Below are 11,579 nucleotides of genomic sequence, written 5' to 3' on the forward strand. Positions count from 1 at the left end.
CTCCTGTGGGTTATGAGTGGCATTCCCGGAACGGAATGCCTTTAACCAGCCGCGCAGCGTTGTTACCAATGCTGCGGCGATCGTGGCTATTTTGTTGATACGTCAGCGTAAAAAGCGGTGCTGATGAGGGTAAGTTTTTGTAGTGCACGACCAGTTTTTCACGGCTACAGCCAATACCAACCAGCAATGGTGATTGGCAGGCGGCCAACCATGCGTTGTGGATAACGTCAGTTGAGTCATTCTCCTGAATCACAAAGGGGATCCCTTCTTCTTCAATACCCAGCAGTACGTCATTCCAGACGTCAGCGCAGTCAGCACTGGTGAAGATAACGATGGCTGGCGTGGTGAGATTACTTTCCATGAGCGAATCCCTTATGCCAGGAGAGAATCAGCCCTGTCGCAACCGCATTGCGCGGACCTTCGGTACCACGAATATTGCCGCGCCCGGCAACCAGTCGATAATGCGCCAGAGCATCGGTGACCAGCTGCGGAACTTCAAAATCCAGGGATGAGCCGCCAACCAGTACCACAAAGGGAATATCCCGAATGTTCCCGGTCGGACTCACCTGGCGTAGCGCTCTGAGTGCGTTAGTAACGAAAACGCGTTCCTTAGCACTTCGACGAATGGCCCGTACTTTCTCCAGCGCCAGTTCACCCGGCAGTGGCACCAGTTCATCGGGCTTCACTACGCACACGCGCGCAAAAACTGTTGGCGGGAGAGGCGTAGGGAAGAATTGAACGCTGCCGTCTTCGTGGCGAAGATGGAACAAGCTCTCAACTTTCGCCAACGGATACTTTTTAATCTCTTCCGCGAGATAACGGTCATCCAGACCCAGTTCACGGGCAATGATCATCGTGACCATATCGCCTGCACCCGCCAGGTGCGTGGCAATAATTTCGCCCTTAGGATTGATGATAGAAGCGTCGGTTGAACCCGCGCCGAGGTCCAGAATAGCCAGTGGTCGCGTGGTGCCCGGAGTAGTTAAGGCCCCCAGAATGGCAGCTTCGGCTTCGGCCCCGCCAACCTGGACGTCAATGTTGAGCTTTTGCGTGATCTCCTGGGCAATCATCGCCATTTGCAGGCGGTCTGATTTCACCATGGAGGCTATGCCGACAGCCTGTTCCAGCGAGAACTCACCGGCAAGTCCACCCGTCACGCTGACAGGAACCGAGGTATCGACCGCCAGCAGATCCTGAATAAAAATTTCATGACTGGGTTTATTGGTTAATTCAGCCATCGTCTGGCGCACATGCTCCAGCATGCCGCCAATATTGGTGCCAGCTTCTCCGGTAACGTTATCCAGTTTCGGGCATTCACCAACCGCTTTCATAATCGCTTCGGCGCCCGCTGCAACGTCGACCCGTACTGTACGACCCTGAGACTGTAGCTCCAGATTTCCGGCAGGAATCGCTCGCGCTTTCACATCACCTGACGGCGTTTTCACCACCACGGCTGAACGGTTGCCGATCAGCGCCCGTGCCATCGGAACAATGTTTTTAGTCTCATCGGCATTGAGGCCAAAGACAGTTGCAATACCGTAGGGGTTAGAAAGCGTTTCAATAACCTTTCCTGGTACGGCGACCTCAATGGCAGCAAGCATCCCCAACGGGATACGGTCAATATGAAGGACTTCATCGACTATGGGCAGGAGATGAGTCAGACGATTACTGACCAACACACCATCGTCCTGCTGCAAAATAACACCAGTCAACTGGTATCCGGCACGGACGGAGGCATTAATCATCGTAGCAACATCGGCGAAATCAAATGCCGATGACACCACCAGAATATAGGGCGTATCCGCCGGGCGACTGAGAAGGTCTTCCGGCGTAATAGTGACGCCCACGCCTAACCCGACACCGCCCGGTGTTTTAGGGTTATGGCCGATCATGGTGGATTCAGTGATGATGGTTTCGGTTATTGTTTCCATCGCCACGTCGCCAATGACCGGTGTGGCTTCGTTAATACGGATGAGCGAAATATCGCTGACATTGATACCGGCGTTTTTTGCCGCCAGCGTAAGGGCCTCCTGAATGCCAAACACATTACGTAATGTGCCCTTAATTCCGGTGGTTTCTGCCAGCGCGCTGCCGGTGATGCTCAGCACGCCAGACTCATCCAGAGTAGCCAGAGCGACTTCCGTTGATGAGTTGCCTATGTCAATGCCAGCTATATATCGCATGATCCTGTCCCTGAGTTAGTCGTCGCCTTTGAGTTTTTTACGCTCAACGTACAGCGCTGCCGCTTCACGAACGAAAGCTGCACAGATTTTTGCCTGATAACGATTTTCGAGATCGTCGGCGATAGCCATCAGCTCATCTTTTGTTGAGCGGTACGGGCGCAGCGCGTTGTAGATCTCAAGAATGCGATCGTCAGGAACAGCGGTTAGCTCGGCAGCGCGCTCAAAGTTCATCGCCAGCCTGTCACGTCCGGCATCTTTGGCGATTTCCGCCTGGAGGCGCAGTGTTTCAGGAGTGATGCGCATGTCCTGCGCGGTCACTTTGTTGCTCAGAACATTTTCAAGCGTGAAGTCGTCCAGCGTTTTGTTGGTCGCAGTTTTTACCCACTCAGGATGTTTATTCGCGAGAGGGTAATCCGTGACTTTCGCGGTATGTGCTGATGAACTTGCCGCGGGCGGAGTCGCGGACTCGCCTTGCAGGCTGTTCATCCGGCTCAACACATCCCGAACCATCGATTCAATTGCGTCGGTATTCATGGAGGTATCCTTTATCAAAGCGCCACGCGCAGTTCCTGCGGGTTTTTGCCTGTCACAACGTATTTGGTCTCTTTAATGTGCAGAATGGCTGATTTCGCCTGGTACTTAGGACGGGCCATCTGGTCATTCAGAGTCGGGACCGGTTGTGGAGATTCACGCTTGGCATAACGCGCGGCGTTTTTACCGATCTGACGATAGGTTTCCAGCGTCAGAAGCGGTGCCTGAGGGAACAGCTCCAGGTTTGAAAGCGGTGGTAACCCCTGCTGGTGGATAACCGTCGTGCCTTTTGACTGGATGCCGATAGAGATCCCGGAACCGCTCAGACGGTTACCCTCAACAGCAACAAACGCCACATCGGAGGATTTAAAGCAGCGGATAACGCGCGCTTTAATGCCTTCTTCTTCAATACCGGCAATCACTTCGCGCAAGATATTCTTATGCGGGATCCCAACAATATTGACGGTTTGTGACAGGCCAAACGCCGGCCCTACGGCAATAATCACTTCGTCCTGTTGCTGGCCTTGTTTGGCTTCACCAATCTCGGTCAGAAAGCTGTCGCCCTGTGCCGCAGCAGCCTGAGGTGCGCTTGCCGCTGTAGATGCGCGGAAAGAGACGGGTTTGTCGCTGGTCTGCATTTCAGACAACACATCTTCAATTATCTGGCGCAGCAGTTTTTCATTAATTTCCATTTTTCACCCCTTAGCCAAGCTCGTTGGGATCAAGTGCGCCAGGGATGTTTTTGATCTCTTCCCAGCGTTCGCCTTGCAGGCGATAACCTGTTGCCGGACCGGCATAGTCGTTAACATCATTGACAGCGGATAGCACCTGTCCGTCGCCAACGATAATGGCGGAGGTATGCAGGTAATCCCCGGTTAACTTGGCTTTCTGGATGTTGAGCATGTCCTGAGCGACATCGGTAAATCCGCCCTGAGCAAGGGCTTTCACCACTTCCAGACCGTTACGGTTTTTGTTGATGATCTCTTGTGCAAACTTGATATCTTCAACGATGTTACGTTCCGGCATATCTTTCGAACCGTGGGCGTAGGTCGCCGCTTCCACTTCTTCATCAGTGATTGGCGGTAATCCCATCCCGGCAAAGACGGCCTGCAGCGCACGCGCCGCTTTGTTGCGAATGGCGATAACGTCTTCTTCACGAACCGGGCGCAGACCACCGTCTACTTTCAGGTCACGCTGGAGAACGTTGTAGTCGTCAAAATCTTCAGCATCCTCGTTCGAACCCGCAAACATGTTGTCGTAGTTCGGCACTGCGGAATAACCAGAGGAAATGAAGTCAGTACCCGGCAGGAACTGCATCAGCAGACGCGCAGTACGACGCATATCCGAGTGGGTAAAGGTTTGGTCGTTGCTGGAGGCGCATTCCAGATCCAGAGAGGAGCAGATCAGGTTTTCAGCCAGCACTGCACGAATTCCTGACGGCACGGCGGAAGGGACTCCGATGCAGCTTACGGAACCGTTTTGCAGACCCTGTACGCCAGCAGCTTTGGTGATGTAAATACATCGGGCTTCCAGATAAAGCATCGATTTGCCTTCGGCGTAACCCATCTGAACTTCTGAACCAGAGCCGGAGGTAAAGCGCATTTTCAGACCACGGGATGCGTAGGATGAGGCGAGGAAGCCTTTAGACCATGGAGTGTCATCGCCGTCGGTAAAGACGGGTTCAGTACCATAGACGGAGATGGTTTCAGCGTAGCAGGTGTGGCCTAGCATCCCGAGTTTGAGTTCGGTTGCTTCTTCCAGAGAACACTGAGTTAACACGCCCGGGCGTCCAACCTGTGAGCCGACTAACAGCGCAATGGCGTTAAATGGCGCATAACGCGCAACGGCAACGGTCGTTTCCTGTTCGTCAAATCCACGCCATGCGCCTTCAGCGGCATCAGCGGCAATTTGCACGGGGTTATCTTTGACATTAGTGACGTGCGCTTGTTGAGATGGTGTACGACGAGCACGCATTTTCTGCATGGCCATCATCATCTCAACGACGTTCATATGGGACACGACTTCGACAATTTTTGCCGGCGTCATTGCGGTGGTCAGCGGCACAATGTCTTTGCGCTTCACGTTAGGATCGCAAAGCATATTGGCCAGTTTGACCGAATCCATCGCCATGACTTCTTCAGCGCGCGCCAGGTTAATGCCATAGCGGGCAATAAAATGGTCGATTAAGTCAAATTCACTAGCGGATTTACCGTCCAGTTCAGTGACTGTACCGTTGACGATTTTAATCGACGGTTTGGGGTCGTTCGGGCTTTCCATCGCAATGAAGCCTTCTTCGATCCACTCCTTAACGAAGCCATCCTGATTCACAGGGCGCTTCGCCAGTGCTTCAAATCTTTTCGATCTCATGAATCAGCCTCACTGATATCAGATGTAGGACGGACGATCGTTTTTCGGCTCTGAGCCGAGGGTCCCGAGTACGGTTTTACCGATTTCACGGGCGGAGATAACAGCCTGACGAACAGCGCCAGAGTCACCCGAAATAACCAGAATGGCTTCGTTACTGAAGCTGGTGCCATGAGCAGGGGAGCTGTAAGCCACAACTTCCACGTTGGCGGATTTCAGGGCAGTATCAGCCATCAGGACACCAACGGATGCTGGTGCGCCGACGATGACGCCACAGGCACGACCAATCGGTGCGCCAAAGGCTTTTTCCAGCGCGTAGCTGGCGCGTGCGGTGTACTGCATTTCGATGTGACCGGCCTCGTTGGCATAAACGTCGCCAAAGGTGCGATCCAGTTCTTTCAGTGCGACTTCAATGCCGCGTTTCACGTCGGAAACATCGTTGCCGCCAAGAATAATCAGCGAGCCATGACCTGCGCCGCCTTTGGTATCACGTGGTAACTCAATACTGACGACTTCAGTATTGGTGGCTTTCACCGCTTCATCAGCGGCCATGATGTGTGGACCCGCACCAGTACGGGCGCCAAGGATGCCAATGGAGCGATAGCGTTTTTCAAGTTTCATTGCGTCCAAGAGGGCACTGTCTACGTTGGCGATTACCAGACCGACGGTGTCGCCAATCGCGGTACCGACAAACTCCGTTAAACTGCAGCTTTTCTCTGCCATAGCCGTTTCTCGTGTTGGGTGATTATTTTCTGGGATAGCCTGCTGTTCTGGCGTTGCCACACGAGCAATCACCTGCGCCATGATCTGTTCAACCAGTTCATTGCTGCTCATTAGCTAATTCCCTTCGGTAAGATTTTTTCTACATCGGTATGCGGGCGTGGGATAACGTGTACGGCTTTCACTTCTCCCACATTACGGGCTGCGGCGGCACCGGCATCTGTTGCTGCTTTGACTGCGCCGACATCGCCGCGGACAATAACTGTTACCAGCCCCGAACCAATTTTTTCGTAGCCGACCAGCATTACATTGGCTGACTTCACCATTGCATCTGCGGCCTCTATGGCTGCAGTTAAGCCTTTGGTTTCTACCATTCCTAACGCTTCTTGTTGCATAAAGACCTCGCCTGGGTTGTCCCGATTTTCATGACTATAAAAAGAAGCGAGGAAAAAGAATGGCTGAGTTGAAAGTAAGAGTGAAAAAATAGTGGGGTTACGGTGAGATAAAATTGCTGTTTTTTATTGTAATATACTGTTTTTGTTGGTTATTTTAAGCTTTATCAATATGACTATTTGGTTATGTTAATTCCATATTTACACTTTTCTGAGTGACAGTTTAAATATCATTTGCTATGCGAGAAAAATGAAATTGTGATGATCGTTTGAAAATGAAATTCTGCTTTTCGCAATATTTTATTATTTTGAAAATGTACTTTTAATAGGGTGAATCCTCGTTTTGTCACCTGTTTTAATAAAGGTGATAGCAAAAATTTGCTATCACAACACGATTTTTAAGGGTATGTCGCTTGCAGATTGCCAACAATTTGCCGATACAGATTTTTATAGTAAGTCTTGAAGTAATCTTCCTGCCAGCAAGGAGTCCGCTGGTAAAGACACGAACTCTGCTTAGAAGGTGTCACAATGAACGATTCACTAAGAGCGCAATGTATTGCTGAGTTTTTGGGTACCGGGCTATTTTTGTTTTTTGGTATTGGGTGCCTGAGCGCCCTTAAAGTCGCGGGTGCCAGTTTGGGATTGTGGGAGATCTGCATCATATGGGGCTTGGGGATCTCGCTTGCAGTTTACCTGACAGCCGGGATTTCTGGGGCCCATCTCAATCCTGCTATTACCATCGCACTTTGGTTGTTTGCCTGTTTTCCTGGTCGTAAAGTACTGCCTTATTCTGTCGCTCAGATAGCGGGTGCCTTTGGTGGCGCTATGCTGGCCTATTTGTTGTACGGCAGTTTATTCATTGAGTATGAATCAGCCCACCAAATGGTACGCGGCAGTCTGGAAAGCCTGCAACTTGCCAGTATTTTTAGCACGTATCCTGCCGCCGCACTGAGTGTCTGGCAGGCCGCACTAGTCGAAGTGGTGATTACCTCCATTCTGATGGGGATGATTATGGCGCTAACGGACGACGGTAACGGCGTTCCCAAAGGCCCTCTGGCACCACTGTTGATTGGTATTCTGGTTGCTGTTATCGGCGCATCAACCGGCCCACTTACCGGCTTTGCGATGAACCCGGCACGTGATTTTGGTCCTAAATTGTTTGCCTGGATGGCCGGGTGGGGTGATGTTGCGATGACCGGCGGGCGCGATATCCCTTATTTCATCGTGCCGATTGTGGCTCCCATCATCGGCGCCTGTGCGGGCGCAGCAATTTATCGTTATTTTATTGGCAAAAATTTACCGTGTAATTCGTGTAAGTTGGAGGAAAACGAGAGCTAGCTTCATGAAAGATGTTTATTATTGAAAGGCAAAAACTGTTTTCGTGATCCGGTTTCCTGAACGGCTTAAAAAGTCTCCCAAGAATGGGAGACTTTTGTTATGTTCAATGCTGACTTTCATCAGAGCGCTGGATCGCGAGATGAAAATGAATGTGTGAATAATATGTTTTATTTATAACAATAAATTAACTGAGAGGTTTTATCATGATTTCTGCGAGTGCCCTGAACTCAGAACTCATTAATAAAATCGCACAGGATTTTGCACAGGCCACCAGTCTGGCTGTTGTGGTTGTCAATATTCACGGTGATGAAATTTCTGAGCTTTTTAATTTCACTCCTTTTTGCCAGTTGATGCGCCAGCATCCTCAGCATAGTACGCGTTGTCGTATGAGCGACCGCTGTGGAGGGTTGGAAGCCTCTAAGTCCGATCAACCTTGCATTTATCGCTGCCATGCCGGGCTTACCGATTTCTCAATTCCGCTGGTCATCGCGGGACACCTGGTAGGGTTTGTGCTTTGTGGACAAGTACGCTTAAGTAACGATGTAGGCCTCGTTGATATTCTGAACGTCGATGACCGCTGGCAAGCCGATCCAGAGCTGGTCAACGAGTTCCGTAATGTACCTGAGATGGACTATTCTCGTGTCATTGCCTCAGCGGATTTACTCAAGCTCATCGTCGAAAATTGCCTTAAGAAACAACTCAATTTTGTTGTTATCAAAGATAACCCGCAGCAATCAGAATCGGTACGCGCTAACCGCAGTACCAATCCGCATGACAGTAAAATGAAAAAAGCCCTGCGCTATATTGATGCGCATTTATCAGACGAGCTGCGTCTGGAAGATGTTGCCTCTCATGTTTTCCTTAGCCCGTACTATTTCAGTAAATTGTTCAAAAAATATCAGGGTATCGGTTTTAACGCATGGGTAAACCAACAGAGAATGGCAAGTGCCAAAGAGCTGCTTTGCCACAGTGACTGGAGCATAGCCAGCATTGCGCGTAATTTAGGCTTTTCGCAAACCAGCTATTTTTGCAAAGTGTTCCGTCAAACGTATCAGGTTACGCCGCAGGCATTTCGCCAGCAAATTAATGTCATTTCACGCGGAGAGTCCGCTTAAATAGCAATATTTTGCTATTGCCGATTTTTGATATGTGGTGCTATGCCCGTCATTATAAAATGAAAAATAATGACAGCTGCCAATAAATTGTCATAGCGCAACAAAATAATGGTATTTGAGGGATAAACTGCACCAGTTTTTATTTTTGTGATGAGATACAGTGTCTGTGTGAATGACTTTCTTTATTCTTAGCTGATACTTTCATTCAAAAAGTGAACGTATGAATATGTGGGAAAAGGCCAGGAAATTGGCTGAATGAATTCGGAAAGATATTAAACTGAATTATTGTCATGAGGTCGTGAATTTACCTCATAACAGAGAGCTTAATTAACCAGGCTCTTGAACTGACAGGTTTGCCACATTTGTGGTAGGGAAGGGGGTGAGAATCCCCCGCAGCCCCCGCTGCTGTGATGCTGACGACCCCGTATGGACCACTGATCGCAAGATTGGGAAGGACGGGTGAGGATGACGCTAAGCCAGAAGACCTGCCTGTCAGTGACTACCAACAACTTCGGTGGGAAGTGGGTGGTTCAGATGCATACAGTCGAGAGACTGGGTATCTCTACACCCCTACCACCCTGAACAGGATCAGGGTATGGCGGCCAATTTTCACGCATTTGTTCTTGCAGGTACCGGAAGCGGCTGTGGTAAAACCACGGTGACGCTGGGCTTGTTGAGCTTGTTGAAAAAACGCGGTTTGCGCGTCCAGCCTTGCAAAGTGGGTCCTGATTACCTTGATACCGGCTGGCATACAGCGGTATGCGGTACTGCTTCCCGCAATCTTGATAGCTTTATGCTTCCCGTCCCCACGCTGAACGCTCTATTCAACGAGCAGATGCGACATGCGGATATCGCCGTTATTGAAGGTGTGATGGGGTTGTATGACGGCTATGGTACCGACCCAAACTACTGCAGCACCGCCGCGATGGCTAAACAGTTAGGCTGTCCGGTCATCTTACTGGTTGATGGCAAAGCCGTTTCCACCTCAATCGCCGCAACGGTAATGGGTTTTCAGCATTTTGATCCCACCCTGAACATCGCTGGTGTTATTGTTAATCGGGTTAACAGCGAAACGCATTACCAGTTACTGAAAGTCGCAATCGAACGTTACTGCGATGTACCCGTCTTAGGTTACGTACCCCGTATGGATGGGGTTGCCCTTCCCGAACGACATTTGGGTTTAGTCACCGCACGTGAGTCGGTTATCAATCAGCAACCGTGGCAGGAGTTTGCTGCCACGCTGGAGCAAACCCTTGATATTGACGCACTGCTGACATTAAGCCAGTCAACCAATCTTCCTGCTGGCGAATGGCCCGCGCTGCCTGCCGCAGATGCTGGAGCAGGGCTAACGCTTGCAATTGCCGATGACGAAGCCTTCAACTTCTACTACCCGGACAACATTACGTTGCTGGAACGTACGGGGCTTAATATTGTTCGTTTTAGCCCGTTGCACGACACCTGCTTACCCGACTGTCAGATGATCTGGTTAGGTGGCGGATATCCTGAGCTACACGCTGCGGCGCTGGCTCGCAATGTCTCGATGCTGAAGCAACTGCGAGCGGCACATCAACGTGGCGTCGCGATTTACGCAGAGTGTGGGGGGCTGATGTATCTCGGCAGTTCGCTTGAGGACAGTAACGGAGATACCTGGCTGATGGCGGATATCATTCCCGGCCACAGCAAAATGGGAAAACGTCTGACCCGATTTGGCTACTGCGAAGCGCAGGCCGCACAGCAAACATTGTTAGCAGCAGAAGGCGAAGTGCTGCGCGGGCATGAATTCCACTATTCCGATTTTACCCCTGAAACACCAGCGGTGATGAACTGTCGCAAAGTGCGCGATGGTAAAACGCTGCAAGCCTGGTCTGGCGGCTGGCAGGTCGGAAACACCTTCGCCAGCTATCTACACGTTCATTTTGCTCAACGTCCGCAGATGCTTAACCACTGGCTGACAGCCGCGAGGAGCGCGCTATGACGATCCTTGCGTGGTGTGTTGCCTGGCTGCTTGATTTTATCATCGGCGATCCGCAGAACTGGCCGCATCCGGTGCGCTGGATTGGCAATCTGATTTCTGCAGTGCAGCGAATTATTCGGCGTTATTGTCATAGCGACCGTGCGCTGCGCATTGGTGGCGCGGTGATGTGGATTGTGGTGGTTGGTTTGACCTGGGCTGCGTCCTGGGGCGTGCTGGTACTGGCAAAATCTGTTCATCCCTGGTTGGGTTGGGTGGTAGAGGTATGGATGATCTTTACCGTGCTGGCCGGGCGATGCCTGGCGAATGCCGCACAGGATGTCGAACGTCCTTTACGGGCCGGTGACCTTGCCGCGAGTCGGGAAAAACTGTCGTGGATAGTGGGGCGTGATACCTCGCAACTGCAACCGCAACAGATCAATCGCGCGGTGGTGGAAACCGTGGCTGAAAACACCGTCGACGGCATTATCGCGCCGCTGTTCTTTCTCCTTCTCGGCGGTGCGCCCCTGGCGATGGCCTACAAAGCGGTAAACACCCTTGACTCCATGGTGGGCTACAAACATGAAAAATACCGCGCTATCGGTATGGTCAGCGCGCGTCTGGACGATGTCGCGAACCTTATTCCTGCAAGACTGAGTTGGCTGTTGCTGGGCGTGGCGGCATTTTTATGCCGTAAAGACGGCTCGCGAGCTCTACAGATTGGCTGGCGCGATCGCTACAACCACAGCAGCCCAAACTGCGCGTGGTCAGAGGCATCCGTAGCCGGGGCATTAGGCATTCGTCTGGGTGGTCCTAATGACTACTTTGGCGAGCGCGTTGAGAAACCGTGGATCGGTGATGCGCAACGCGACATTTCGGTAGACGACATTTCCCATACGATTCGACTGATGTGGGTGGCATCGACGCTGGCACTGGCGCTGTTTATTGCGCTGCGGTGGCTGTGGGCCGGTGTAGCCTGAGGACA

General features: G+C 51.3%; 11 protein-coding genes and 1 riboswitch. Of the genes, 4 read left to right on the plus strand and 7 right to left on the minus strand.

The features are described 5' to 3' along the window. Positions 1 to 10 precede the first annotated feature (10 nt). The 7 genes from OGV71_RS15070 to pduA are packed head-to-tail and all read right to left on the minus strand — an operon-like array spanning position 11 to position 6,193. On the minus strand, positions 11 to 361 hold the full coding sequence (locus OGV71_RS15070) for a glycerol dehydratase reactivase beta/small subunit family protein (RefSeq protein ID WP_003844243.1): 351 nt from the start codon (positions 359 to 361) through the stop codon (positions 11 to 13). Beyond that, a complete protein-coding gene (locus tag OGV71_RS15075) occupies positions 351 to 2,183 on the minus strand; it encodes a diol dehydratase reactivase subunit alpha (protein WP_204583476.1) in 1,833 nt (610 codons plus the stop codon). Before OGV71_RS15075 ends, OGV71_RS15070 begins: the two co-directional genes overlap by 11 nt. A 15-nt stretch (positions 2,184 to 2,198) precedes the next feature. Continuing rightward, positions 2,199 to 2,717 (minus strand): propanediol dehydratase small subunit PduE, encoded by a 519-nt coding sequence (gene pduE / locus OGV71_RS15080; RefSeq protein ID WP_003030243.1) that lies wholly within the window; start codon positions 2,715 to 2,717, stop codon positions 2,199 to 2,201. 14 nt (positions 2,718 to 2,731) lie between these two features. Beyond that, positions 2,732 to 3,406 carry a propanediol dehydratase medium subunit PduD gene (gene pduD / locus OGV71_RS15085; RefSeq protein ID WP_003844241.1) on the minus strand — a complete coding sequence of 225 codons (675 nt, stop codon included), beginning with the start codon at positions 3,404 to 3,406 and terminating at the stop codon, positions 2,732 to 2,734. 10 nt (positions 3,407 to 3,416) lie between these two features. Then, complete coding sequence (gene pduC, locus OGV71_RS15090; protein ID WP_003030249.1) at positions 3,417 to 5,081, minus strand: propanediol dehydratase large subunit PduC; 1,665 nt, start codon at positions 5,079 to 5,081, stop codon at positions 3,417 to 3,419. Positions 5,082 to 5,099: 18 nt separating this feature from the next. Continuing rightward, on the minus strand, positions 5,100 to 5,912 hold the full coding sequence (gene pduB, locus OGV71_RS15095) for a propanediol utilization microcompartment protein PduB (protein ID WP_003030252.1): 813 nt from the start codon (positions 5,910 to 5,912) through the stop codon (positions 5,100 to 5,102). Beyond that, entirely contained in the window at positions 5,912 to 6,193 is a 282-nt protein-coding gene (gene pduA / locus OGV71_RS15100) for a propanediol utilization microcompartment protein PduA (protein WP_003030255.1), read from the minus strand. Before pduA ends, pduB begins: the two co-directional genes overlap by 1 nt. 525 nt (positions 6,194 to 6,718) lie before the next feature. Between pduA and pduF the strand changes: the two genes are divergently transcribed. From pduF to cbiB, 4 genes are all read left to right on the plus strand, one after another. Beyond that, entirely contained in the window at positions 6,719 to 7,528 is an 810-nt protein-coding gene (pduF, locus tag OGV71_RS15105) for a propanediol diffusion facilitator PduF (protein WP_003030258.1), read from the plus strand. 203 nt (positions 7,529 to 7,731) lie between these two features. Beyond that, positions 7,732 to 8,643 (plus strand): transcriptional regulator PocR, encoded by a 912-nt coding sequence (pocR, locus tag OGV71_RS15110; RefSeq protein ID WP_204583477.1) that lies wholly within the window; start codon positions 7,732 to 7,734, stop codon positions 8,641 to 8,643. A gap of 332 nt (positions 8,644 to 8,975) precedes the next feature. Further along, positions 8,976 to 9,150, plus strand: a riboswitch (cobalamin riboswitch). Between the two features lie 88 nt (positions 9,151 to 9,238). After that, positions 9,239 to 10,618, plus strand: a complete 1,380-nt coding sequence (locus tag OGV71_RS15115; protein WP_044701540.1) for a cobyrinic acid a,c-diamide synthase CobB — start codon at positions 9,239 to 9,241, stop codon at positions 10,616 to 10,618. After that, positions 10,615 to 11,574, plus strand: a complete 960-nt coding sequence (gene cbiB, locus OGV71_RS15120; protein ID WP_204583478.1) for an adenosylcobinamide-phosphate synthase CbiB — start codon at positions 10,615 to 10,617, stop codon at positions 11,572 to 11,574. The genes OGV71_RS15115 and cbiB overlap by 4 nt, the downstream gene beginning before the upstream one ends. Positions 11,575 to 11,579 lie beyond the last annotated feature (5 nt).

It is taken from the genome of Citrobacter sp. Cf088, assembly GCF_030334295.1.
Lineage (GTDB): Bacteria > Pseudomonadota > Gammaproteobacteria > Enterobacterales > Enterobacteriaceae > Citrobacter > Citrobacter freundii.

Excerpts from the sequence above, each read along its gene's own strand:
- OGV71_RS15070 (WP_003844243.1), bottom strand. The coding sequence starts at position 361 with ATGGAAAGTAATCTCACCACGCCAGCCATCGTTATCTTCACCAGTGCT.
- pduE (WP_003030243.1), bottom strand. The coding sequence starts at position 2,717 with ATGAATACCGACGCAATTGAATCGATGGTTCGGGATGTGTTGAGCCGG.
- cbiB (WP_204583478.1), top strand. The coding sequence starts at position 10,615 with ATGACGATCCTTGCGTGGTGTGTTGCCTGGCTGCTTGATTTTATCATC.
- OGV71_RS15075 (WP_204583476.1), bottom strand. The coding sequence starts at position 2,183 with ATGCGATATATAGCTGGCATTGACATAGGCAACTCATCAACGGAAGTC.
- pduD (WP_003844241.1), bottom strand. The coding sequence starts at position 3,406 with ATGGAAATTAATGAAAAACTGCTGCGCCAGATAATTGAAGATGTGTTG.
- pduC (WP_003030249.1), bottom strand. The coding sequence starts at position 5,081 with ATGAGATCGAAAAGATTTGAAGCACTGGCGAAGCGCCCTGTGAATCAG.
- pduA (WP_003030255.1), bottom strand. The coding sequence starts at position 6,193 with ATGCAACAAGAAGCGTTAGGAATGGTAGAAACCAAAGGCTTAACTGCA.
- pduB (WP_003030252.1), bottom strand. The coding sequence starts at position 5,912 with ATGAGCAGCAATGAACTGGTTGAACAGATCATGGCGCAGGTGATTGCT.
- pduF (WP_003030258.1), top strand. The coding sequence starts at position 6,719 with ATGAACGATTCACTAAGAGCGCAATGTATTGCTGAGTTTTTGGGTACC.
- OGV71_RS15115 (WP_044701540.1), top strand. The coding sequence starts at position 9,239 with ATGGCGGCCAATTTTCACGCATTTGTTCTTGCAGGTACCGGAAGCGGC.
- pocR (WP_204583477.1), top strand. The coding sequence starts at position 7,732 with ATGATTTCTGCGAGTGCCCTGAACTCAGAACTCATTAATAAAATCGCA.